The sequence below is a fragment of the Bradyrhizobium sp. GCM10028915 genome (assembly GCF_042666195.1).
In the GTDB taxonomy this organism is placed as follows: Bacteria; Pseudomonadota; Alphaproteobacteria; order Rhizobiales; family Xanthobacteraceae; genus Bradyrhizobium; species Bradyrhizobium canariense_D.
This window is the reverse complement of the sequence record NZ_JBHTFN010000003.1, coordinates 1-23694: the sequence shown is the minus strand read 5'-3', so window position 1 is coordinate 23694 and position 23694 is coordinate 1. Positions and strand designations below refer to the sequence as shown.

Sequence of the window (23694 nt, the reverse complement as noted above, 5' to 3'; positions counted from 1 at the left end):
TCTTGTCATCGCTAGATCCATAGGTAAAATATCGAATATTGATAATATCTCTAGGCATATCCTATGGACATACGCGAACTCCGCTACTTCGCCGCCGTCTACCGTGAGCGCAACCTGACCGCGGCGGCGCGCGTTTGCTTCGTTTCGCAGCCGTCGATCTCCACCGCGATCACCCATCTGGAGGCCGAGCTCGGCACCACGCTGTTCATCCGGCACAAGAAGGGCGTCGCGCCAACCGCCTCGGCCGAGCAGTTTCACACGCTCGCCCGCCGCATCATCGACGAGACCGACGCGGCGCGGAGCCTGTTCAGGAGACCGAGCACCAAAACCAATGTGACGCTCGGCCTGATGCGCACGCTCGACGTGCCCCGGACGATCGCACTGCTCAAGCCGCTGACGGCGCGCGCCGACATCGCACTCCGCCTCGTCGGCAGCGACGAGCGCGCCGACGCGCGGATCATCTCCAAGAGCATGCTGCGCGCTGACGAACATTTCGTGGCGCTGTGGAGCGAGCGCTATGTCGCAGCGCTGCCGCCGTCGCATCCGCTGGCCCTGAAGGAGAAGCTTCGCACCGCCGATCTCGCCGGCGTCCCCTTGATCGACCGCTGCCATTGCGAGCAAAGCGAGTTCTTCCGCCGCAACCCGCAGGCCCGACAGACCGCGGCGATCGCGCAATCAGAGGATTGGGCCATGGCGCTGGTCGCAGCCGGCGTTGGCATCGCCATCGTCCCGGAAGGCGTAGCGCGCGGCAATCCGGATGTCGCGGTGCGCGAGATCGAGGTCAAGGTCAAGCGCGAGGTCGGGCTCGCCTATCGCGCATCCGTGCCGCTACCGGATGCGCTGAAGGATCTTGTCAGCAAGCTCCGGAAGCAGCGGCGCAAGCCCGCGGGGCAACGATCGCGCGCCCGCGGAAAATCCTAACCCTTCGAGACGACCGCACGGCCGTAGGGCGGCTGGGCCGCGACCGGCGGGTTGGCGGTCTGGGCGGCGAGTTCGCCGATCAGGCGGTCGGCATCGGCGGCCATGCCGTCGGGCGCCTGGATCACCAGCCGCTCCAGACCCCAGCGATAGGACGACACGCGCTGCTCGAGGCACTGCTGCACCCACTGGATGATCAGCGAATTCTCCTGCATGCGCTCGACCGCGTCCTCCTTCTCCTTCGGCGAGAGGGAGGAGACGCGCGCCATGCTGGCATTGCGCTTCTTGTCGAGGTCGATGACGCGGATCGCGGAGGCGAAGAACGGCTCGAAGCGGGTGATGTCGTTGCGCACGTCCTCCATCAGCTGCGTATAGCGCGAGGAGTGCGAACGGTGCGGCTCGTCGATCAGCGTGCGTCCGTACATGGTGCGATCGAACACGATCTTTTGCCGCCAGGGCGAGGGCAGCGCCTTGTAGTCGCCGAACACGCTCTTCCAGGCCGGCCGCGACAGCGGCGGCTCGATCAGGGGATAGGCGAGGTCGCGAAGCTGGCGCTCCTCGTCGGTGAGCTGGAATTGGGATGGCTTCAGACCGACGCTGGAGGTGACTTCCGCGCCCAGCCAGCGATGCATGTCGTCGCTGCGCATGTCGGCGCGGGTCCGGCCGAAATCGCCGCCACTACAGGCGGCAAGCGTCGCGCCCAGCACTGCGAGCATGATGGCCGTTACGACGGGCCGGATCTGGCGGAGGTTCTCCGGCATTGCAAAGGCCGAAGGCTAGCGGCGACGACGACGGCGCCCCGGCGCTGTGCCCTGCTCCGGCCCGTGATCGCCGCTGGTTTCGTCGCTCTCGCGCTCGATGCGGATCACGGGAAGGATCAAAATCGTGCCCATGTCCGCGCGCGGAGCCACGTCCCCCGACGCGCTCACCCGGCGACCCGCCGGAAATTCGATGATGGTCCCCATATCAGCTCTCTTCAATTGCCGCGCGACCCGGCGCGCCTCTGCAACATGGGGATCATTAAGATCAGTTCATGGTTAACGGGGTGTAAACGTGCCGGCGGCACCGTAACCGCACGGGCGGGACCCACCGTCCCGTTGCGGCACGAGAACGCTTCAAAGCAGGCGTTCGGCTTCACGCCTCGTTTTCCTTAACGAGCCTTTAAAGGAGCCCGCGATAGGCTGCCGGCGAGTATCTCTTCCAGGTCGCGTATCTCTCCATGACCAAGTCGTTGTTTCCAGGATTCGACGGGCTGATGACCCTCTCCCGTCGCGAAGGCGTCGATGTTCGTCCGACGCTGCTGCGCGTGCTGACCGACCTCTATGTCCAGTCGAGCACCCACAGCGACGACGAGCAGCGCCAGTTCGTCGAGCTCGCCACACGACTGATCGACCAGGTCGACGACGCGACGCGCGCGGCCGTCAAGGCGCGGCTTGCGATCTATCCGTCGACGCCCGCCCCGATCATGCAGAAGCTCGGACTGTCGGCCGCGCAGGAGGGCCGCAGGGTTCCGCTCGCGCGCGAAATCCCGGCGCCCGCCTCTGCTCCCCCTCCTGCCCCCTTGCCGGTTCGCACGCCAAGCGACGCCGAGCTGCGCATGGCCTCGAACATGGCAATGCAGCCAACGGACGCGGCCGATATCCACGACATGTTCTTCCGCGCCGGCGCCCCCGAGCGCGCGCTGATCCTGCACAATCTGGCGCAGACCCCGCTGAAGGCGGCGCCGCGGATTCCGATCGTGCGCGCCAAGCGCGCGATCCAGATCCTCGAGATGGCGGCGATCGCGGGCGATGTCGAGAATTTCACCTCCGAGCTCGGCGACAGCCTGATCCTGCCCTCGCGCGTCGCAGCCCAGATCGTCGACGATGCAAGCGGCGAAGCGCTCGCAGTCGCCGCGCGCGCGCTCGACATGCCGAGCCCGGTGTTCCAGCGTATCCTGCTGTTCTTCAAGCCGGAGATCGGCAACTCCGTGACCGACGTGTACCGGCTGTCGCGTCTTTACGATCGCCTCAGCGATCGCGCGGCGCTGGTGATGCTGGCCGCCTGGCGCGGCTCGACGCTCGCCGTCACCCGCGCAAAGTACCAGCCCTCGCTGCATGACAGCGAGCGCCAGCGCGCACGTGCGGGCGCAAGCCAGACGCGCCCGGGCGTGCAGCCCGGCTCCGCGCCCGCGGTGCGGACAGGGACTGACGGATCGGATCGTTAGGCCTTCGCCAGCTCGAGAAAATGTCGCCCGGCGCGGTCTTCGGTCTCGACGATCCAGATATCGGAGTCGAAGCGGATTTCCTTGGTCAGGCGCTCCTCCACCGCGGGCTCCGGCATCGGTTGCGGCGCAAGCGGCACAAAGAAGCGATCGACCGGCCGACCGTCGTCATAAGAGGTCTGCGGCGCCGGCACATAGAGCATCGCATTGCCGTCAAGCAGCGAGACCTTCACGAACACCGCACCCGCCTCCTCCGCGCCGCGACGCCGCACCGCGCCGTACACGCCCTCGGTCTGGCACCGGCGCAGATAGGCTGAGACCCAGATATTTGATTTCAAACGCATGGAGCGCACGATAGGACAGCGCTGCAATCAGCACCAGCCTTCGCAACAGTCACGACTATTCGACGGGGTGTCCGATCGCGGCACCGAGCTCGCGGAGCAGGCGGTCGGACAGCTGGCCGGTGACCTGCATCTTGTGCTCGCGCTCGAATTTCTGGATCGCGGACTGGGTCTCGGCGCCCATCGCGCCCGTGATCTTCAAATTCCCGTAGCCATATTCGGACAGCGCGCGCTGCACGCCGGCGATGCGCCGCGCGGCCGGGCTCTGCTGCACGGGGATCGGCGCCGGAGGACGCGTGACGGAGGGCGGCGCCGAAATCGTTTGCTTGACCAGATTGGTCATGGGATCGCCCGAGCGCGGCGTCGATGCGGTCGCCTCGACAGGCCTTTCAGGCGGCTTTTCCGCAGGTCTGGGTTCGGCACGAAACTCCGTCGCTCTCGGCTCGAGCGGCGAAGTATCGGCGCCGACGGGACGCGGACGCGGCAAGGGGTTCGACAGCGCCAGGGACGACGGTGCGGGAAGATTGATCACGGTGCCGAACATCGGCGCTGGATGCCGGCCGGTCTGCAGGAACAGCGCATTGGCAACGATCGCGCCGATGGCGGCAACGGCGACGAGACCGGCCAGGGTATCCTTGGGGCTATGCAGCAGCACGCGCAGCACGAGATTGCGCTCGGTCTCGACATCGATGACCGCGGCCTTGGCGCCACGGCGGCGCGGAGCGGCTTCGTCCTTGGCAGACTTTTTAGGCACTTTTCTTCACCAGAGCGGGTTGGTCCTGAACTTGGTCGTGAGGATGGTCCTGAACTTCCTGGCGTAGCACCGGCGTCAGGGTCGCGATCTTGCTCTCGCTCGCCTTGCTGTCGGACATCTTGCCATCAGAAGTCTTCATATCAGACGTCTTGGCTTGCGGCGTGTAGACGAGCGGCAGCTTGACGGTGACGGCAGTGCCCTCGCCGAGCCTGCTTTGTACCGTCAATTCGCCGAGATGCAACGCCACCAGGCTCTTCACGATCGAAAGTCCGAGGCCGGTGCCTTCGTGACGGCGCTGATAGGTCTTGCCAGCCTGGAAGAACGGCGCGCCGATGCGCTTGAGATCGTCAGGCGCGATGCCTATTCCGGTGTCGCTGACGCGCAGCGCAAGCTGCGAGCCCGAGACCGCGGCCGTTACGGTGACCTGACCGCCACGCTCGGTGAACTTGACGGCGTTCGCGACGAGGTTGAGCACGATCTGCTTGAAGGCGCGCGGATCGCCGGTCATGACAGGCAGATCCTGCGGCGCATCGGTGACAAGATCGACGCCGTTCTCCCGCGCCTTCAGCGCCAGCAGATTGCAGCAATGCATCAATGATGCACGCGGCGCGAACGGTTCGGACGCCATCTCGAAATTGCCCGACTCCATCTTGGACATGTCCAGGATGCCGTTGACGACCGAGAGCAGATGCTGGCCGGAATCGTTGATGAGCTGGGCGTATTCCCTCCGCTGGGCCGCGCCCAGCATCAAGGTCTGCTCCTGCGTGATCATCTCGGAGAAGCCGATGATGGCGTTCAGCGGCGTGCGCAGCTCATGGCTCATGGTGGCGAGGAAGCGCGTCTTGGCGGCGTCCGCCGCCTCTGCAGCGCTGCGCGCCTGATCGAACGCCTGCTCCCCGAGCTTGCGGTCGGTGACATCGCGCATCACGGCGACGACATCGGCCTCGCGCGTGGCATCACGGCCCATATCCTGATCGAGCGGGCGGCAGCGCATCTCGACCCAGATGAAATCAACCTGGCCGCGCTCAGAGCCGGCACGCTCCCGGCGCAACCGGAACTCGACACTGCGCACGTCGCCGCGCGCGGCATCGGACAGCGCCGTCAGATACGCCGGCCGATCGGCGACATGGACGCGATCGAACAGGCCGTGGCCGAGCAGTTGCGCGACGGGCACGCCGAGCATGGCTTCCACCGCCGGTGAAATGAACTGCACCGCGCCGTTGCGCTGATGCCTCGAGATGACGTCGCTCATGTTCCGCGCCAGGAGGCGGTAACGCTCTTCCTCACGCAACAGCAGCGCAACGCTGGTGCGCGCGAGCGATTCCGCTCCGAAGGCCAGACCTGCGGCATAGAGCGTCGCCGAGGCGACGCCGAACGCTATCAGCACGCCGCGTTCCGCAGCGCTGGTATCGCCAATCGGCAGCCAGCCGAGCTGGCTGACGAGGATCAGGATGCCGGCGCAGGACAGCGCCAGCAGCGAGGCAAAGGCCGCGACGCGGCGCGAGGCCGACAGCGCAGCTTCGAGGGGAACGACAACCAGCCAGATTGCGGCGAATGATTCGATGCCGCCGGTCGTCACCGCAACCGCCATGATCAGGCCCGAGAGCGCCAGCGACGACAGCACATGCGCGCCTTCGTAACGGCCGGTGCGCGACAGGAACCAGGACAACAGGATCGGCGCAATCAGCCAGGCGAAGGCTGCCACCTCGATCGCGCTCGGCGCGCCGCGCATGGCGAGATAGACCGGGAATGCGGCAAAGGCGGCTAGGCTGCCGAGCAGCCGCGGGGCCATGAAGGCACGATGGCGCGCTCGCGTCAGCGCGTCGTAACGCGCGGAGGGATGCAGCAGCGCATCGAGACAATCGCGGATGATACTCAAAACTGTCACGGGTCTCGCGCTTCGGCTCATTCGTCGGGAAGACGCGCCGGAACGCCTCCTTATCGTTGAGCCACCGTGTCAGAGCGACCTTAAACGAACACTAAGGCATCGCGGCGCGCCGCCGGACACCCCGTCATCGCAGGGCTTTTTAGACGATTTGACGACGTCATCGGCGAGGATGGTGAACACAGGGTTTCACCGTGATCCGCATGGTTTCGAAATGGTGGACGGGCGTGGCGGCAGCGCTCACGGCACGGACGTCAATCGAAAATTTACGACACCATCGATAGCAAAGATTCTTGAGTCAATTTTCCGCGAATTAAGCGGAAGGCAATCACTTGCGATTTATCGAGAGTTGCTAGGTCCGACATCCGCGGAGATCGCCGCGGCGGGATCTAACATACAGGACGCAAGATGCGCTTTCTGCTTCGCATCACATTCTGGCTCGGGCTGGTGCTGGTGCTCCTGCCGCGGGACAAGACGCCCGAATCGGACAAGCTGCCGCAGATCGGCGCTGCCGACGCGGTGCAGGCTGCGACCGCGGCCGTCTCCGACATGACCCAGTTCTGCAAGCGCCAGCCAGCGGCCTGCGAGGTCGGCGGACAGGCCGCCACCATCATCGGCCAGCGGGCGCAGGACGGCGCAAAGAAGATCTACCAGATCATTAACGACAAGAAAGAGCAGCTCGAGAAGCCCGACAAGAAGGCGCCCGACCACACCGGCTCGATCGCGCTGGCCGGCGAAGGCGATCTTGCTGCGAGCGAGGCGCCGCGCGACACCCTGTCCCAGGACGACCTCGCGCTGGAATGGCGCGGCCCGGCGCCCGCACCGGCGAATTAGCGCCCAAACCCTATCGATTTCGGCGCTTTGCGTCCCTATATTGGCCTGAACGGGAACTTTGGGCCAGCATGACGACGATCGACGAAATCAGGGACAATTTCGAGATTCTGGACGAGTGGGACGACCGCTATCGGTACGTCATCGAGCTCGGTCGCACCCTGGAACCGATGTCCGAAGCCGAGCATTCGGCCGAGAACAAGGTGAATGGCTGTGTCAGCCAGGTCTGGCTTCAGAAGCTGATTGATCGTCGCGATGACGGCGCGCCGATCCTGACATATCGCGGCGACAGTGACGCCCACATCGTGCGCGGGCTGGTCGCGATCGTGCTGTCGCTTTACTCCGGCCGCACGCCACAGGAGATTCTTGCGACCGACGCCATTGCCGTATTCGACGAGTTCGGCTTTCGCGACCATCTGACGCCGCAGCGTTCGAACGGCCTGCGCTCGATGGTCGAGCGGATCAAGACCGACGCGAAAGAGGCGCTCGCGGAAGCGTCGTAGAAACTCTACTTCCGCTTCCGCTGCTGCTGTCCCAGTCCCATCTGCTTCGCAAGCTGCGAGCGGGCCACCGCATAGTTCGGTGCGACCATGGGATAGTCGGCCGGCAGGCCCCATTTCTCGCGATATTGCTCCGGCGTCATGTTGTATTGGGTGCGCAGATGGCGCTTCAGCGACTTGAAGCGCTTGCCGTCTTCCAGACAAACCAGATAATCGGGCGCGATCGACTTCTTCAGCGAGACCGCCGGCTTCGCTGGCTCGAGCGGCGCCGTCTCGGTGCGGCCTGACGAAACGCGCACCAGCGCGCCATGCACCTGGCTGATCAGATTCGGAATCTCAGCCGCAGGCGTTGGATTGTTGCTGAGATAGGCCGACACGATGCCCGCCGTCAGCTCAACGAAATTCTTAGCCCCAGCATCCGACATCGGCCCCGCCTTTCTCCACCTTGCGTCTCACGCGAGAGACGACGCCAAAGTATTCCGTGTCAACAATACGTTCGGCTGAATTGGGACGACTAAGGAATCCGGGCTGATTTACTGACGAAGTGACAAGAACACCACCGCTTTACTTGTCTACGCTAGCCTTTGCCTGCACCAGATTTGCCTGCGCCCGCTCTCAAGCGCCGCGCTGGTCGAGGTGGGAGCGCAGCTCGTCGATCGAGGCAAAGCGCATCATCCCCTCAGGCATCTGGGCTTCGATCGAGCCATCGGAATAGAGCGAATAAGCCATGCCGTCGACGATGCCGGATTTGAGCACGGTCACAGGCGTCTGCTCGGCCGCAGCCGCAGGCTCGGGTGCGGGCGGCGGAGCAGGCTCAGCGAAGGTCGACGGCGAGCGCGGTGACGGGCGCCGCGCGGCGGCCGGCGGCTCCGGAGGCCTCATACGGTCCGGCTTCGGCCAGGCGTCGTCAAAGCTCGCAGGCGGCGTCTCCGGGGCGGCAGGCTCCGCCGACGGCTCGGCATGCGGCAGCGGCGGCAAGCCCTCGCCGGTCTTCGCTTCCGCGCGCTCACGCTCCTTGCGGGAGGTCGAGGCGAACAACAGGTTGCGCCGGCGCGGCGGTTCCGGAACCTCAGGCGGGCTCGGAGCTTCCGGCGCTGGCGGCGGCTCGACGCGCGGACGCTCGCGCGCGGCTGCTTCGTTCTGCCAAGGCGGCGGTCCTGCGGCCGGCAATGGCGGCGCCGGCTCCATCTTCTCGGCGCCCGCCGGCTCAGGCGCGGGGGCAGGCGTCCCGGCCATCCCGAGACCCGGCAGCACGGGCCTGACCCGAACGTCGGATGGTGCAATTGATCCAGCCAGCCGGCGGGCGATGCCCTTCAACTCCGCGACCACCACGTAGAGGCCGGCCAGTAACAGTCCGGAGCAGACGCCGATGGTACCGGAGATTATGAGGGTACTGCCGAGACTGAATTCCCTGACGGTGAAGCCGAACAGGATCGCAAGGAGGCCCGCCAAAACGGCGAAAATCCCCGCGATCAACAATGCCAACGCCATCGAACTCACCCCCGGCCGCGCAGCCATACGCGACACTCGTCACGCCACGATACCGTCATCCGGTGTTCCACGCCAACGTCGAATTATAGGCTGCGTTCCTAAAGGAAAGGAAATCAGGGACTTATTCACATTCCCTTCAGCTACGGCTCGCTACTTCTAGGCTCCTCTCAAGTTGGTCGGATTTGCTGCGTTGCATCAGGAATTTAGCCATAATGCCCAATTACTTGGTAATGGAACTGCGCTATAGGGATTCCGGGGAGCAGGCCCGCGCGCACCAGCAGGGCCAAGAGGGGATTCCGGGTCACCAATAGCCATGACATCCATCACGACTTCGGCGATCGACACGCCTCTGCGGCGCTCGGTTGAACGGACTTGCGACGATCTCGCCATGCTGGTGCTGGCTGCGGTCGCCGTCATTGCAGGCTTGACCTTCCGCGACTATGGGCTCGGCTGGGACGACTACACCCACGCCGAATATGCCGACCTGCTGCTGCGCATGTTCGGTTCCGGTTTCAAGGACACCGCGGCACTCTCCTTCGCCAACCTCTATATGTATGGCGGCGGCTTCGACATGGTCGCGGCCCTCCTGCACAAGGTGATTCCGCTCGAGCTGTTCGAGACGCGCCGTCTGGTCGGCGCCGTCGTCGGCGTGATCGGACTTGCCGTGACGTGGCGGCTCGGCCGCCGTATCGGCGGCCCGCTTGCGGGACTTGCCTCGCTCTTGCTGCTCGCGCTCTGCCCGATCTTCTACGGCCACATGTTCATGAACCCGAAGGATGCGCCCTTCGCCGTGGCCATGATCATCCTGATGCTGGGCCTTGTGCGCCTCGCCGAGGAATATCCGCAGCCTTCGCCGCGCACGATCTTGATCGTCGGCCTTGGTGCCGGCCTCTCGCTCGGCACCCGCATCCTCGGCGGCCTTGCGCTGGTCTATGCCGTAATCGGCTTCATGCCGCTGTTCCTGGAGGAACTGCGCAGCGAGGGCCTGCGCGAGTCGGTCCGACGCTTCGCTCATGTCGTCTACGTGCTGCTGCCCGGCCTCGTGCTCGGCTATCTCGTGATGGGGCTGATCTGGCCGTGGTCGATCATGGAGCCCGGCAATCCCTTCGAGGCGCTGACCTACTTCTCGCACTTCTTCGAGAAACCCTGGAAGGAGATGTTCGACGGCGCGATCGTATCCGTGCCTGACATGCCCTGGTCCTATCTGCCGACGCTGTTCGCACTTCAGTTGCCCGAGGTGATGCTGGTGCTGACGTTCGGCGCCGTGATCGGCACCTTGGTTATGCTGCCCCGCCGCGAGGTCCCAGCCCGCCGCAAGACCATCCTGCTGATGCTCACGCTCGCCGCGACGCTGCCGCTCGCGATCGCGATGGTGAAGCGACCGGCGCTGTACAATGGCATCCGCCATTTCGTCTTCGTGATCCCGCCGATGGCGGTGCTCGGCGGCGTCGCCTTTGGCTGGGCCATGGAGCGCCTGCGCGCCAATCATCGCACCTGGCAGCCGGTCGTGCTCGCCACCTTCTGCTTTGGCCTTGCGCTCTCGCTCGCCGAGATGATCCGCCTGCATCCCTATCAATACACCCACTTCAACCACATCGCCGGCACCGTGCGCGGCGCCGACGACCGCTTCATGCTGGATTATTGGGGCCTCGCGCTGAAGCAGGCCTCCGACGAATTGCGCGAGCAGCTGGTCGAACGCCAGGAAGTGCCGCCGCGCAATCGGAAATGGAAGGTCGCCGTGTGCGGTCCGCAGCGTCCCGCCCAGGTCGCGCTCGGCCCCGACTTCACCATTGGCTGGGATTCCAATGCCGCCGATTTCGCCATGACGCTCGGTGAGTTCTACTGCAAGGGCCTCACCGCCCCCGTGCTGGTCGAGATCAAGCGCGACGACGTGGTGTTCGCCCGCGTCTACGATATCCGCGGCAGCAGCATTTCCAGCCTGCTCTCGATCCCGGCGCCGTAAAAATTCTTCTCTCTTGTAGGACCGTAGCCCGGATGAGCGCAGCGACATCCGGGGCCTATCAGGCAGCCCCGCATGTCGCTTCGCTCATGCGGGCTACGCTGGACTGCCGCGCTTTGTGTGCCTTGCTGGCAGGTCGCGGCAGGACTACGCTCCCTCCCTGCAACAACGATGTTCGGAGAGATCAGCCATGTCGCCAGCGGAAGCGCGCCTGAAGGAAGTGCCGTCGAACATGACGGAGGCCGAGTGGCAGCAACGGGTCAATCTCGCCGCCTGCTATCGCCTCGTCTCGCTCTACGGCTGGGACGACTTGGTCGACACCCACATCTCAGCGCGCGTGCCCGGCCCCGACCATCATTTCCTCATCAACCCCTACGGGCTGATGTTCGACGAGATCACGGCGTCGAGCCTCGTCAAGGTCGATCTGCACGGCAACCAGCTCTCCGAGAGCGAATACAGCGTCAACCCCGCCGGCTTCACCATCCACTCGGCGATCCACGAGGTTCGCGAGGACGCCATCTGCGTGCTGCATCTTCACACCCTAGACGGCACCGCTGTCTCGAGCAGCGCCGAAGGCCTGCTGCCGCTGAACCAGACCGCCCAGCTCGTCACCCACGACCTCGCCTATCACGACTACGAAGGTATCGCCCTCGACCACGACGAGCGGCCGCGGCTGCAGAAGGACCTAGGCGACCACAACCACATGCTCTTGCGCAACCACGGCACGCTGACGGTCGGGCGCTCGGTCGCCTCGGCCTTCGAGCGCATGTATCACCTCGAGCGAGCCTGCTCGATGCAGGTGCGTACGCGCGCGCTGGGAACGCCGGTCTACCCGGTCGACGATGTCGCGATCGACAAGAACACCGAGCTGCTCGCCAACCGCGACCGCGCCGAGCTGCGCGCCACCAACCTCGTGTGGCCACCGCTGCTACGCAAGCTGGACCGCGAGCTTCCGGGCTACCGCTCTTGAAATTTTCGGGATTTGGTGTAGGGTAACGGTCAACGAACCTCTACGCCTTTTGGAATGAAACGCCGCCCAATTCCGGGCGGCGTTTTTATTTGGCCCCGTCATTGCGAGGAGCGAAGCGACGAAGCAATCCAGGCTGGCGCCGGAGAGAGATTTCTGGATTGCTTCGCTACGCTCGCAATGACGAGGAAAGAGCGCCCTACTTCACCTCCGCCAGCGCCGCGAGGATGCGGGCCCAGGAACGGATGCCTTTCTGGAAACTGCGGAGGTCGTACTTCTCGTTCGGCGAGTGGATATTGTCGTCGTCGAGGCCGAAACCGACGAGCAGCGAATCCAGCCCAAGCGTACGCTTGAAGTCCGCGACGATCGGGATCGAGGCGCCCGAGCCCATCAACACGGTCTCCTTGCCCCATTCCTCGGTCAGCGCGGTCTTGGCCGCGGCGAGCGGCTTCATGTTCCAGTCGAGCGCAATCGCAGGCCCGGCAGAGTGGTCGCCGAACTCGACCTTGCAGTCTCCCGGAATGCGCGCCGTCACGTACTCACGGAAAGCCTTGCGGATCTTTTGCGGATCCTGCCCTTCGACCAGTCGGAACGAGACCTTGGCCGAGGCGTGCGACGGGATCACCGTCTTCGAGCCCTCACCGATATAACCGCCCCAGATGCCGTTGACGTCGCAGGTCGGACGCGTGGAAGCTTGCTCGACCAGGAGCCTGCCCTTCTCGCCGGCCGGTATCGATAGCCCAACTGGCTTGAGGAATGTGTCCGGCGTGAAATCGAGCTTCTTCCACTGCGCGAGAATATCCGGCGGCGTGTCCTTCACCCCATCATAGAAGCCCGGAATGGTGATGCGATTGTCGTCGTCGAACAGCGCGCCGAGAATTTTGGTCAGCACCCGGATCGGGTTCATCGCGCTACCGCCGAACACGCCGGAATGCAGGTCGCGATTGGCGGCGGTGATCTTGAGCTCCTCATAGAGCAGGCCGCGCAGCGAGGTCGTGATCGCCGGCGTGTTGCGGTCCCACATGCCGGTGTCGCAGACCAGCACGTAGTCAGCCTTAAACTCGTCCTTGTTGGCTTCGATGAAGGGCACGAAGTTCTTCGAGCCGACCTCTTCCTCGCCTTCGATCAGGAACGTGACGTCGATCGGCAGCGACCCCGTCACCTTCTTCCAGGCGCGGCAGGCCTCGACGAAGGTCATGACCTGGCCCTTGTCGTCCTCGGCGCCGCGCGCCACGATGATCTTGCGACCATCGGCATGGTCGGTCACAACAGGCTCGAATGGCGGACGGTGCCAGAGCTCGAGAGGATCGACCGGCTGCACATCATAGTGGCCGTAGAACAGCACATGCGGACGGCCGCCCGCGACGCTCTTGCCGACGACCGCGGGATGGCCGGCGGTTGGCCTCACTTCAGTGGCAACGCCGAGGCTCGCGATGTCCCTGGCAAGATGCTCGGCCGCCGCCTTGCAATCGGCCGCGAAGGCCGGATCGGCGGAGATCGACTTGATCCGCAACAGCGAGAACAGGCGCTCCAGGCTGTTGTCGAACTCCTTGTCGATGTGGTCGAGCACGGATTGAAGCTGCGCATTTGCCATTGGTCGTATTCCCTGCGTTCGAATCCCGAGACGTCGGCTCAAGATGTCTTCTCAAGAACTATCGGCTTTTAGCGCTGCCGCGGCGTTGAGGCCAGCCGCAACCGGCGGATGCCGGATGTGCCATGCGAGACTAGCTGCGAGCACCGCCGTGGCGACGAGGTTGTTGCCCCAGGCCTGCAAGACATTTGGAAACCACGGCAGCGCCAGCAGCATGAGGATGCCGGCGGCGCCAAGGGCGAGCCAGGTTCCCAGGCGCACGTTCGCCCGCTCGTCGAAGGCGGCACGATGCATCAGCACCGTCATCGGGAAGAACAGCCACATGAAGTAGTATTGCCGCGCCAGAGGCGATGCCACCGTCATCAGGCAGAACAGGATGCCGAGTTCCTCGGCGTCCGAGCGCGCCGTACGCCGCGCTTGCCGTGGCATGACCGCGACGAAGCCGAGTCCGAGCAACGCCGACAGCGCCAGCACGATCCAGTTCGCCGTCCTGTAATCGACGTCGATGACATTCATCGTGCGCGCCGGCTTGCTCGGATCCTCCTGATTGTAGTTGATTGGCCGGACCAGCCGGTGCGTGACAGCAATGAGTGACTGGTTCACCCACGACCAGTTCTGCTCGTCGCGCTGGCCAAATCCTTTTTCCGAACTCGACCCGACCATGCCCTGATACCAGGTCTTGACCTCGGCGGCGTTGCGCTCGAAGCCGCGAATGGGGGCCGGCACGATATAGAGAAGTATGCCGGCGAACGCGACCGTAGCGACGGCGGCTCCCCAGTTTCGCCGCCAGACCAGATAGGGCAGCACCGCAATGGGAAACACCTTGATGGCGGCGGCGAGCGCGAACATGAAGCCTGCGAGCCAGGAGCGCTGATGCTGCAAACTCCAGAAGCCGTAGAGCATCATCGCCAGCAGGACGAGGTTCGGCTGGCCAAGATCGAACATGTCGAACACGAAGGTCACGGTGACGAGAGCGGGCAGCGCCTCCAGCCAAGGGCCAGCCGTGCGGCCCGAACCGGTCATGGCATTGGAGAGCATCCCGGTGTACCACCACGCCGCAATATTCAGGATCGACAGCACGCTGTAGAGCGCGATCTTGCCGAACCAGCTCGGGACTGCCAGCAGGATCGCCGGCAGCGGTGGGTAGATGAACTCGAAGTACTGGTGGATATCGCCGGGATAGAGCGGCCCACCCTTCAAGACCTGCTGCCCGGCCCAGTACCACAGGCCGTAGTCCTTGGTCTTGCCGTGCCCGAAGATCTCGGGACCAAGGACATCGGCAGCCAGGATGAAGCAGCAGAGCAGGAAGAGCAGGTCGAGTGGCGCACGCAACGACAGGGTTCGGAGTGCGCCGGATCGAACGAAAGATTTAGGTGAGGTCACGATGTGGTCCAGTCAGGGGCCATAGCACCTAGCAGACCAACGAACGCTTGGAGAGTCCTGATCACCCGAATTTGTACCCGCCGCGCACAAGCGGCGGGTTTGCGGAGGAGTTGCCTCAAACGAGGCTTTCTGCCTACCTGCGCAGCAAGCCGCCGAGCGCGCCGCGGACCAGGGTGCGGCCGATCGAGCCACCAAGCTGGCCGGCGACGGACTTGCCGATATTGGCCGCCATCCCCCCGATTACCTGATTGGTGACCGATCGGGTCACGTCGCGGGCGATGACCTGGCCCGTCGAGAGGCGGCCGCGCTTGACGTTCGTACCGAAGATGGTGCCGACCATCGAGCCGATCTGGCCGAGGATGCCACCGCCTCCAATGCCGCCAGCCGCGCTGGGATCGGCAGTCGCCGCCGTGCCGGCAATGCGCTTCTGGATCATCTCGTAGGCGGACTCTGCATCAACGGCGGTGTCGTATTTGCCCTTCACCGGACTTGCATCCATGATCGCCTTGCGCTCTTCCGGCGTGATCGGTCCGATCCGGGCCGATGGCGGCCGGATCATCACCCGCTCGACCATCGCCGGCGTGCCGTTGCCTTCGAGAAAGGACACCAGCGCCTCGCCCTTACCGAGCTCCATGATCACCTTGGCGGTGTCGAGCTTCGGGTTGGGGCGGAAGGTCTGGGCCGCAGCGGCGACCGCCTTCTGGTCGCGCGGGGTGAAGGCGCGCAGCGCGTGCTGCACCCGGTTGCCCAATTGTCCGAGCACGCGGTCGGGCACGTCGACCGGGTTTTGAGTCACGAAATAAACGCCGACGCCTTTGGAGCGGATCAGGCGCACCACCTGCTCGATCTTGTCCATCAGCGCCTTGGGCGCGTCGTTGAACAACAGATGCGCCTCGTCGAAGAAGAAGACCAGCTTCGGCTTGGGCAGGTCACCGGCCTCGGGCAGCTCCTCGAACAATTCCGACAGCATCCACAGCAGGAATGTCGCGTAAAGCCGTGGGCTCTGCAGCAGTTTGTCGGCGACGAGGATGTTGACCATGCCGCGGCCGTCGCGGTCGGTCTTCATGAAGTCCTTCAGCGTCAGCGCCGGCTCGCCGAAGAATTTGGTGGCGCCCTGGTTCTCCAGCACCAGAAGCTGGCGCTGGATGGTGCCGACCGTGGCCTTGGTGACATTACCAAAACCCTGCGCCGCCTTCTTGATCTCGGCAAGCGGACTGTCCTCGGCATCCGTCCCCTTCTTGCCCGCATCGGGCACGATGGCATCGAGCAGCGCGCGCAGATCCTTCATGTCGATCAGGGTCAGCCCGTTGTCGTCGGCGACGCGAAAGGCGACGTTGAGCACGCCTTCCTGCACGTCGTTCAGGTCCAGCATACGTGCGAGCAGCAGCGGGCCCATTTCTGTGACGGTCGCACGGACCGGGTGGCCCTGCTCGCCGAACACGTCCCAGAACACCGTCGAGAACTGGTCGGGCTCGAACGTCAGTCCCATCTCGGTGGCGCGCTTGACGATGAAATCCGCGGGCACGCCGACCTCGGAGATGCCCGAGAGGTCGCCCTTGATGTCGGCCGCGAAGACCGGAACACCGGCGCGCGCAAATCCTTCCGCCATAACCTGCAGCGAGACCGTCTTGCCGGTTCCGGTTGCACCTGTGACGAGGCCGTGGCGATTGGCGAACGCCAGCGTCAGCCAAGCCTGCTCGTTTCCTTTACCGACGAAGATTTTGTCGTCGGTATCACCGAGCTTGCTGTCCTGTGCGGTCATTATTCCCTGATCTCTCTGCCCTGTTTCGCATATCGAAATTCGAATGCACAGTTCCGTAGTTTAACGCATGTCGCGCGCTGATTGAAACCATTCAACGCGCTCCGGGCATGCGACATCGTCGGAAATATGCAGGTGGACATCCGCCGAAAGTAGGAAGGACGCATTCGCATCGCGGCATTTTTTTGCCGATTTCATCTCCGCTCTTGCATCACTGCAACACTTCTCGCGCGTTCGAGAATGAATCGGAACGTTGATGGCGTTCATCGCTTGTATTTCACACCACACCGGCTCAAGATCATTTTCGAAAGCAATACTCCGGCATGTGAACCGGCTGAGGGGCGGCCATATGGACGAGCTAATCGGGCGGCTGGCGACAAACGCCAGCATAGATAGTGCTGTCGCCGAAAAGACCGTCGGCATTATCTTGGGCTTCCTCCGCAACGAGGGTCCTTCCGACAGCGTCCAGGTCCTGATCGACGAGATTCCAGGTGCAGAAGCGGCAATCGAGGCATCCGGCACCGGCGGAGGACTGTCGCGGCTGATGGGCGGCGGCCTGATGGCGGTCGGCACGCGCCTGATGGGCCTGGGACTTGGCATGTCCGAGATTCAGAACATCGCCCGTGAACTTTTTCGCTTCGGCCGAGACAAAATCGGAGCGGATCAGATGGGCAAGATCATCGCGGGGACCCCGGGCCTCAGCCAGTTCGCCTGACGCCTGCGCATTTCACATCGAGTATCATGACATATCCGATCTCCGAGATTGAGGGCCTGTCGGCCTTTGCCGCCAACAAGTTGAAGGCGCAGGGTATCCGCACCACCGACGCGCTGCTCGAGGCGGCTTCGACCGTGAAGGGCCGCAAGGCGCTCTCCGCGAAGACCGGCATCAGCGAGCAGTTGCTGCTGGAATGGGCCAACGTCTCCGACTACATGCGCATCCCCGGCATGGGCAGGGCCAAGGTCGGTCTGGTCCGCGCCGCCGGCGTCACCACCGTGCGCGAGCTCGCCTACCGTAACCCGGCAAGGCTCGCCCAGAGCATGCGGGACGCCAACGAGAAGAAAAAGCTGCTCCGCATCCTGCCCTCGGAGAAGTCGGTCGGCGACATCATCGCCAAGGCGAAGAAGCTGCCGCCGAAGATTTCGTATTAGGACTGCTGCTCTCCGCATACGGGGTGGGCGCTACTCTCTCGGCATTGTTTTGCCCGATGAGCAACAATGCATCCCAACTCTGCCGTCATACCCCGCGAAAGCGGGGTATCCAGTACGCCGCGGCTCCTCCGTATCGCGGCACTGTCTCTGGATACTGGATTGCCCGCTTTCGCGGGCAATGACAGCGAGGGTGTGCGACGCCCTGCCCAAACGCTGGCAACCCACGCCTTCCCGTCTTGACTCCCCCTCCCCGACCGCTAAAGCGGGCCGCATGAATGCCTCGCACTCCCCATCCGTCCCGGCGGCCGGTTCAGTCGGGCCTGACGTGCTGCGGACGCTGCTGGAGCGGCCGATCCTGGCGGTGATGGGCGTGCTCAACGTCACCCCGGATTCATTCTCCGACGGCGGCGAATTCATCGCGCCCGAGCAGGCACTCGCGCGGGCGCGGGCGATGATCGAGGTGGGGGTCGACATCATCGATATCGGTGCCGAGTCCACCCGGCCCTACAAGGGCGCCCGGCCGGTCACCGCGGCAGACGAACTGGCCCGGCTCAAGCCGGTGCTATCGGACATCGTGGCGCTCGGCGTGCCGGTCTCGATCGACAGCATGAAGGCGGAAGTGGTGGCCTTTGCGCTCGACCAGGGCGCTGCGATCGCCAACGACGTCTGGGGCCTGCAACGCGACGCCGGCATGGCGCCGCTGGTGGCCGCGAGGAGCGTCCCTGTCATCGTCATGCATAACCGCGACAGGGTCGATCCCGCCATCGACATCATTGCGGACATGAAGGCGTTCTTCCAGCGCTCGCTGGATATCGCGGCACAAGCCGGCATCGCCCGCGACAAGATCGTGCTCGATCCCGGCATCGGCTTCGGCAAGACGGCAGAACAGAGCATGATTGCGCTGGCACGACTTCGCGAGCTCGACATGTTCGGCCTGCCGATCCTCGTTGGTGCCTCGCGAAAACGCTTCATCGCCTCGGTGTCGCCGTCGGAGCCGACCGAGCGGCTCGCCGGCTCGATCGCCGCACATCTGCTCGCCGCACAACGCGGCGCGAAAATCATCCGCACCCACGACGTCGCCGAGACCTTGCAGGCCCTGCGAGTGGCGCACGCAATCGAGAGCAAGCCATGACCGATACGATCTTCGTGAGCGGCCTGTCGATCCATGCCCGCCACGGCGTGATGGAGCACGAGACCGAGGTCGGCCAACGTTTTGTCATCGACCTCGAGCTCTATACCGACCTGTCGGAGCCTTCGCGCAGCGACCGGCTCGCCGACACTGTGTCCTACGCCGACGTCGTAGCGACCACCACCGCGGCCTTCAAGAACACCAATTACAAGCTTCTGGAACGCGCGGCCGGCGCGGTCGCCGATGCCATCCTGTCGCACTTTCCGCGCATACGTGCGGTCAAGATCACCGTGCACAAGCCGCATGCGCCGATCGCCGCCATCTTCGACGACGTCGGCGTCATGCTGACACGCTCGCGGCACCCCTGACATGGCGAGCGTCCTGATTGCGCTCGGCGGCAATGTCGGCGATGTCCGCGCGACCTTCCAGAAGGCAATCGCCCATATCTGCGGCATGGCGCAGGCCGCTTTGATCGCGCGCTCGTCGGACTATGCGACGCCGCCCTGGGGCGACGAGGACCAGGCTCCCTTCATCAACGCCTGCATCGAGATCGAGACCAGCCTTGATCCGCATGCGCTCCTGTTCGTGATGCAGAAGGTCGAGCAGAAATTCGGCCGCACCCGCGATAAAGAGCGGCGCTGGGGCCCGCGCACGCTCGATCTCGACATGATCGCCTATGACGATGTGTCGATGCAGAAGCCTGACCTGACCCTGCCGCATCCGCGCCTATTCGAGCGCGCCTTTGTGCTGGTGCCGCTGGCCGAGGTCGCGCCCGACCGCGTGATCGCAGGCATTCGTGTCCATGACGGTCTCGCCAGCGTCTCGACACAAGGCATTGAGCGGCTTCCGGATACCGGTTAACCAAAAACAACCGTTTGCAGGGACGGCCGGCCGTGGCAATTTCGCCTGCGAACAACAAGATTTTCGGGAGCCCTTCGCCGCATGACCTCCGCGACTGACGACCTGCCGCTGGCGGCGGATTTTCCCAAGGCGACCGTCGACGACTGGCGCAAGCTGGTCGATGGCGTGCTAAAGGGCGCGCCGTTCGAGAAGCTGGTCGCCAAGACCTATGACGGACTCAAGATCGATCCGCTCTATCCGCGCGCCAAAGGTGTTGCGCCCGTGGTGGGCCGGCCGGCGGCGGCGCCCTGGCGGATCATGCAGCGGATCGACCATCCCGATGCAAGTGCGGCGAATGCGCAGGCACTGACCGATCTCGAAAATGGTGCGACGGGTCTGGCGCTGGTGTTCGCCGGCGGCAATGCCGCTCACGGTTTCGGGCTGGAACCGACCGCAGACGCAGTCGCAAGGATCTTGAAGGACGTCCATCTCGATGCCGGCATCGGCCTCGAGCTCGAGATCGGTCCGCAATCGCGGATGGCGGCGATCCACGTCGCGGAATATGTGAAGAGCAAGGGCATCGATCCCGGGGCCTGCGACATCCGCTTCGGGCTCGATCCGCTCGCGGCCTGCGCGGTGTGGGGCCACAGCCCCTATACCTGGGATGAGATCGTTCCGGCCATCACCGGCGGCGTCAAGGGCCTCTCCGCGCTCGGCTTCAAGGAGCCGTTTACATCGGCCGACGGACGCGTGATCCACGATGCCGGTGGCTCCGAGGCGCAGGAGATCGCCTTCGCGCTCGCCTGCGGCGTCGCTTATTTCCGCGCGATCGAGGGCGCGGGCGTTCCTCTGGAGCAGGCGCAGGGCATGGTCTATGCGCGGCTTGCCGCAGATGCAGACCAGTTCCTCACCATGGCAAAATTCCGCGCATTGCGGCTGCTGTGGGCGCGTATCGAGACGGCGTGCGGGCTCACGCCAAAACCGCTGTACATCGCCGCCGATACCGCTTGGCGCATGCTGACGCAGCGCGATCCCTATGTGAACATGCTGCGCGCGACCATGGCGACGTTTGCGGCCGGACTCGCCGGCGCCAACGCGGTCACCGTGCTGCCGCATACGCTGGCGCTCGGCCTGCCCGATCCATTCGCGCGGCGCGTGGCGCGCAATACTCAGCTCGTGCTGCTGGAAGAGAGCAACCTCGCCAAGGTCAGCGATCCCGCGGCAGGCGCAGGCGGCATCGAGACGCTGACCGGCCAGCTCTGCGACGCGGCCTGGGCGCTCTTCCAGGAGAGCGAGAGAGCCGGCGGCGCCTTCGCTGCGCTTCAGCAGGGCCTGTTCCAGAGCAAGGTCGCGGCTGCGCGAAAAGCCCGCGACGCCAACATCGCAAAACGCCGCGACGTGCTGACCGGCGCCAGCGAGTTTCCGAACCTGCACGAGAACGAAACTGCGGTGCTGAAGGCGACGCCGATCGCGCTGGCGCCTTATGGCGAGCAAAAATACAAGTTCGACGCGCTGCCGCCGATCCGGCTGGCGGAACCGTTCGAGGCGCTGCGGGACGAATCCGATGCGGCCTTGAAGGCACACGGCGCGCGGCCGAAAGTCTTCTTGGCCAATCTCGGCACGCCCGCTGATTTCACGGCGCGCGCGACCTTTGCCAAAAGCCTGTTCGAGACCGGTGGCATCCAGGCCGTCGACAGCCAGGGCTTCGCCGATCCGGCCCAGTTAGCTGCAGCCTTCAAGGCCTCCGGTGCCGGGCTCGCCTGCCTTTGTTCCAGCGACAAGGTCTATGCGGAACACGCCGAAGCCGCGGCGCAGGCCCTGCAAACCGCCGGCGCCCGACTTATCTATCTGGCAGGCCGCCCGACCGATGCCGAGGCGGCGCTGCGTGCAGCCGGCGTCACCGGCTTCGTCTTTGCCGGCGGCGATGCGCTTGCCACGCTGCAAGACACCTATCGACGGATGGAGCAGCCATGACAGACGCAGGCAAACCCGTTCTCACCGGCGGCTGCCAATGCGGGGCAGTGCGCTTTGGAGTCACGACGGCGCCGAACAGGGTTTCGATCTGCCACTGCCGGATGTGCCAGAAGGCCAGCGGCGCGCCGTTCGCCTCTTTTGCCGACATCAACAAGACGGACTTCGCCTGGACCAAGGGGAGTCCGTCGTTCTTCCGCTCCTCCTCCATCGCCGAGCGCGGCTTTTGCGCCGCCTGCGGCACGCCGCTGAGCTTTGGCCGCATCGACGGCGACCGGATCGAGATCATGACCGGCGCCTTCGACCGTCCTGACCACGTGGTGCCGACTCGGCAGTTCGGCACCGAGTCCCGTCTCGGCTGGGTGGTCGGGATCGCCAATCTGCCGAGCCAGACCACGCAGCAGAATTACGGGCCGGAAAAGATGGCGACCATCGTCAGCCATCAGCATCCGGACCATGATTGAGGCGCCGCCATGTTTCAGCTGCTCGGACAAACGTTGCTCGGTCTGGCAGAATGGAAGATTGGGAAGCTGTTCGCGCGGCTGCTCTGGGTTGGGACCGGCCAAATTACTCAGAGCCGCTTGGACGATCCCGTCTACAAGAAAAATGTGCAAAAGCTGATTGAGCGCAATCGCAGGTTTGAGGATCCCAAGGAATGACCCGCATTCCCAATTTCGCCGACGTCGCCTTCGAGCGCGCCGCCACCGACGCCCCGACCGGCAGCGCCGAGCCGTGGCTGACGCCCGAGGGCATTCTGGTGAAGCCCGCATATAGCGAGGCCGATCTGGCCGGGCTCGACTTCCTCGATACCTATCCGGGCATCGCGCCTTATCTGCGCGGCCCCTACCCAACCATGTATGTCAACCAGCCCTGGACCGTCAGGCAATATGCCGGCTTCTCCACGGCCGAGGATTCCAACGCGTTCTACCGCCGCAATCTCGCGGCCGGACAGAAGGGCCTCTCGGTCGCCTTCGATCTCGCCACCCACCGCGGCTATGACAGCGACCATCCGCGCGTCGGCGGCGACGTCGGCATGGCCGGCGTTGCCATCGATTCCATCTACGACATGCGCACGCTGTTTGCGGGCATTCCGCTCGACCAGATGAGCGTGTCCATGACCATGAACGGCGCGGTGCTGCCGATCCTCGCGCTCTACGTTGCGGCCGCCGAGGAACAGGGCGTGCCGCCGGAGAAGCTCTCAGGGACCATTCAGAACGACATTCTGAAAGAGTTCATGGTGCGCAACACCTACATCTATCCGCCCGCGCCTTCGATGCGGATCATCTCGGACATTTTTGCGTATACCTCGCAAAAAATGCCGAAATACAATTCGATCTCGATCTCCGGCTATCACATGCAAGAGGCCGGCGCGACGCAGGACCTCGAGCTCGCCTATACGCTGGCCGACGGCGTCGAATACCTTCGTGCCGGCCTTGCGGCGGGCCTCGATGTCGACCGCTTCGCGCCGCGGCTGTCGTTCTTCTGGGCGACCGGGATGAACTTCTTCATGGAAGTGGCCAAGATGCGCGCCGCGCGGCTGCTCTGGGCGAAGCTGCTGAAGCCTTTCAATCCGAAGGATCCGCGCTCGCTGTCACTGCGCACGCATTGCCAGACATCCGGCTGGTCGCTGACCGCGCAGGACGTCTTCAACAACGTGATGCGCACGACTGTGGAAGCGATGGCGGCGACGCAAGGCCACACCCAGTCGCTGCACACCAATGCGCTCGACGAGGCGCTCGCTTTGCCGACCGACTTTTCGGCGCGCATTGCCCGCAACACGCAGCTCTTCCTGCAGCAGGAGAGCGGCACCACCCGCATCATCGATCCCTGGGGCGGCTCGTATTATGTCGAGCGTCTCACCCGCGACCTCGCCGCCAAGGCCTGGGGCCACATCCAGGAGGTCGAGGAGCTCGGGGGCATGGCCAAGGCGATCGAGGCCGGCGTACCGAAGCTGCGCATCGAGGAAGCCTCGGCCAAGACCCAGGCCCGCATCGACGCCGGCAAGCAGGCGGTGATCGGCGT

At 64.5% G+C, this 23694-nt stretch carries 25 protein-coding genes; 15 read left to right on the top strand and 10 right to left on the bottom strand.

The window, feature by feature from the left end; all coding sequences use genetic code 11:
• The first annotated feature begins 63 nt into the window (after positions 1-63).
• Positions 64-921 (top strand): LysR family transcriptional regulator, encoded by an 858-nt coding sequence (locus ACFQX9_RS01850; RefSeq protein ID WP_204510691.1) that lies wholly within the window; start codon positions 64-66, stop codon positions 919-921.
• On the opposite strand, the gene ACFQX9_RS01845 is transcribed toward ACFQX9_RS01850, so the two are convergent.
• Positions 918-1679 carry a hypothetical protein gene (locus ACFQX9_RS01845; protein ID WP_085395547.1) on the bottom strand — a complete coding sequence of 254 codons (762 nt, stop codon included), beginning with the start codon at positions 1677-1679 and terminating at the stop codon, positions 918-920. The two genes, ACFQX9_RS01850 and ACFQX9_RS01845, sit on opposite strands and share 4 nt — an antisense overlap.
• Positions 1680-1694: 15 nt before the next feature.
• Positions 1695-1883, bottom strand: coding sequence for a hypothetical protein (locus ACFQX9_RS01840; protein ID WP_027516916.1), 189 nt, complete (start codon positions 1881-1883; stop codon positions 1695-1697).
• Between the two features lie 254 nt (positions 1884-2137).
• Between ACFQX9_RS01840 and ACFQX9_RS01835 the strand changes: the two genes are divergently transcribed.
• Entirely contained in the window at positions 2138-3124 is a 987-nt protein-coding gene (locus ACFQX9_RS01835) for a DUF2336 domain-containing protein (protein WP_085352274.1), read from the top strand.
• Here ACFQX9_RS01835 and ACFQX9_RS01830 read toward each other — a convergent pair.
• From ACFQX9_RS01830 to ACFQX9_RS01820, 3 genes are read right to left on the bottom strand one after another with little or no spacing between them, the layout of a single operon-like run.
• The gene (locus tag ACFQX9_RS01830) at positions 3121-3465 is read right to left on the bottom strand and encodes a DUF1491 family protein (protein WP_018458488.1); all 345 of its coding nucleotides are present in this window, start codon (positions 3463-3465) and stop codon (positions 3121-3123) included. The two genes, ACFQX9_RS01835 and ACFQX9_RS01830, sit on opposite strands and share 4 nt — an antisense overlap.
• 55 nt (positions 3466-3520) lie before the next feature.
• On the bottom strand, positions 3521-4216 hold the full coding sequence (locus ACFQX9_RS01825) for a peptidoglycan-binding domain-containing protein (RefSeq protein WP_018458487.1): 696 nt from the start codon (positions 4214-4216) through the stop codon (positions 3521-3523).
• Positions 4209-6125: a PAS domain-containing sensor histidine kinase gene (locus tag ACFQX9_RS01820; protein WP_247370952.1), complete on the bottom strand. Its 1917-nt coding sequence runs from the start codon at positions 6123-6125 to the stop codon at positions 4209-4211. Before ACFQX9_RS01820 ends, ACFQX9_RS01825 begins: the two co-directional genes overlap by 8 nt.
• A gap of 384 nt (positions 6126-6509) precedes the next feature.
• On the opposite strand from ACFQX9_RS01820, the gene ACFQX9_RS01815 reads away from it, so the two are divergent.
• Together ACFQX9_RS01815 and ACFQX9_RS01810 are read left to right on the top strand one after the other, a co-directional pair.
• Entirely contained in the window at positions 6510-6935 is a 426-nt protein-coding gene (locus ACFQX9_RS01815; protein ID WP_247394550.1) for a DUF5330 domain-containing protein, read from the top strand.
• 68 nt (positions 6936-7003) lie between these two features.
• The gene (locus tag ACFQX9_RS01810) at positions 7004-7435 is read left to right on the top strand and encodes a SufE family protein (RefSeq protein WP_018456863.1); all 432 of its coding nucleotides are present in this window, start codon (positions 7004-7006) and stop codon (positions 7433-7435) included.
• Positions 7436-7440: 5 nt separating this feature from the next.
• Here ACFQX9_RS01810 and ACFQX9_RS01805 read toward each other — a convergent pair whose 3' ends face one another.
• Positions 7441-7857 carry a MucR family transcriptional regulator gene (locus ACFQX9_RS01805; protein ID WP_018456864.1) on the bottom strand — a complete coding sequence of 139 codons (417 nt, stop codon included), beginning with the start codon at positions 7855-7857 and terminating at the stop codon, positions 7441-7443.
• Positions 7858-8047: 190 nt separating this feature from the next.
• On the bottom strand, positions 8048-8923 hold the full coding sequence (locus tag ACFQX9_RS01800; RefSeq protein WP_247394552.1) for a DUF308 domain-containing protein: 876 nt from the start codon (positions 8921-8923) through the stop codon (positions 8048-8050).
• Positions 8924-9236: 313 nt separating this feature from the next.
• Between ACFQX9_RS01800 and ACFQX9_RS01795 the strand changes: the two genes are divergently transcribed.
• Together ACFQX9_RS01795 and ACFQX9_RS01790 are read left to right on the top strand one after the other, a co-directional pair.
• Positions 9237-10886, top strand: a complete 1650-nt coding sequence (locus ACFQX9_RS01795) for a glycosyltransferase family 39 protein (protein ID WP_204510684.1) — start codon at positions 9237-9239, stop codon at positions 10884-10886.
• A gap of 187 nt (positions 10887-11073) precedes the next feature.
• Positions 11074-11853 (top strand): class II aldolase/adducin family protein, encoded by a 780-nt coding sequence (locus tag ACFQX9_RS01790; RefSeq protein WP_018456867.1) that lies wholly within the window; start codon positions 11074-11076, stop codon positions 11851-11853.
• A gap of 196 nt (positions 11854-12049) precedes the next feature.
• On the opposite strand, the gene ACFQX9_RS01785 is transcribed toward ACFQX9_RS01790, so the two are convergent.
• The 3 genes from ACFQX9_RS01785 to ACFQX9_RS01775 all read right to left on the bottom strand — a co-directional run bounded on the left by ACFQX9_RS01785 (position 12050) and on the right by ACFQX9_RS01775 (position 16586).
• Positions 12050-13444, bottom strand: a complete 1395-nt coding sequence (locus ACFQX9_RS01785; protein WP_085352269.1) for a M20/M25/M40 family metallo-hydrolase — start codon at positions 13442-13444, stop codon at positions 12050-12052.
• Positions 13445-13495: 51 nt separating this feature from the next.
• Entirely contained in the window at positions 13496-14824 is a 1329-nt protein-coding gene (locus ACFQX9_RS01780) for a glycosyltransferase family 87 protein (protein ID WP_085385862.1), read from the bottom strand.
• Positions 14825-14957: 133 nt separating this feature from the next.
• The gene (locus ACFQX9_RS01775) at positions 14958-16586 is read right to left on the bottom strand and encodes a helicase HerA-like domain-containing protein (protein ID WP_377786309.1); all 1629 of its coding nucleotides are present in this window, start codon (positions 16584-16586) and stop codon (positions 14958-14960) included.
• 346 nt (positions 16587-16932) lie between these two features.
• On the opposite strand from ACFQX9_RS01775, the gene ACFQX9_RS01770 reads away from it, so the two are divergent.
• The 9 genes from ACFQX9_RS01770 to scpA all read left to right on the top strand — a co-directional run.
• On the top strand, positions 16933-17298 hold the full coding sequence (locus ACFQX9_RS01770; RefSeq protein ID WP_085362365.1) for a hypothetical protein: 366 nt from the start codon (positions 16933-16935) through the stop codon (positions 17296-17298).
• A 26-nt stretch (positions 17299-17324) separates the two neighbouring features.
• Positions 17325-17732 carry a DUF4332 domain-containing protein gene (locus ACFQX9_RS01765; RefSeq protein WP_007608193.1) on the top strand — a complete coding sequence of 136 codons (408 nt, stop codon included), beginning with the start codon at positions 17325-17327 and terminating at the stop codon, positions 17730-17732.
• A 271-nt stretch (positions 17733-18003) separates the two neighbouring features.
• Entirely contained in the window at positions 18004-18864 is an 861-nt protein-coding gene (gene folP / locus ACFQX9_RS01760) for a dihydropteroate synthase (RefSeq protein WP_377786307.1), read from the top strand.
• The gene (gene folB, locus ACFQX9_RS01755) at positions 18861-19229 is read left to right on the top strand and encodes a dihydroneopterin aldolase (RefSeq protein ID WP_007593547.1); all 369 of its coding nucleotides are present in this window, start codon (positions 18861-18863) and stop codon (positions 19227-19229) included. The genes folP and folB overlap by 4 nt, the downstream gene beginning before the upstream one ends.
• 1 nt (position 19230) lies before the next feature.
• Entirely contained in the window at positions 19231-19722 is a 492-nt protein-coding gene (gene folK, locus ACFQX9_RS01750) for a 2-amino-4-hydroxy-6-hydroxymethyldihydropteridine diphosphokinase (RefSeq protein ID WP_247474689.1), read from the top strand.
• 81 nt (positions 19723-19803) lie between these two features.
• The gene (locus ACFQX9_RS01745) at positions 19804-21675 is read left to right on the top strand and encodes a methylmalonyl-CoA mutase family protein (RefSeq protein WP_377786304.1); all 1872 of its coding nucleotides are present in this window, start codon (positions 19804-19806) and stop codon (positions 21673-21675) included.
• On the top strand, positions 21672-22136 hold the full coding sequence (locus ACFQX9_RS01740) for a GFA family protein (RefSeq protein WP_085352263.1): 465 nt from the start codon (positions 21672-21674) through the stop codon (positions 22134-22136). The genes ACFQX9_RS01745 and ACFQX9_RS01740 overlap by 4 nt, the downstream gene beginning before the upstream one ends.
• 9 nt (positions 22137-22145) lie before the next feature.
• Complete coding sequence (locus tag ACFQX9_RS01735; protein ID WP_018456878.1) at positions 22146-22331, top strand: hypothetical protein; 186 nt, start codon at positions 22146-22148, stop codon at positions 22329-22331.
• A partial coding sequence (gene scpA / locus ACFQX9_RS01730) for a methylmalonyl-CoA mutase (protein WP_377786301.1) occupies positions 22328-23694 on the top strand: 1367 nt, incomplete at its 3' end. The genes ACFQX9_RS01735 and scpA, both read left to right, overlap by 4 nt.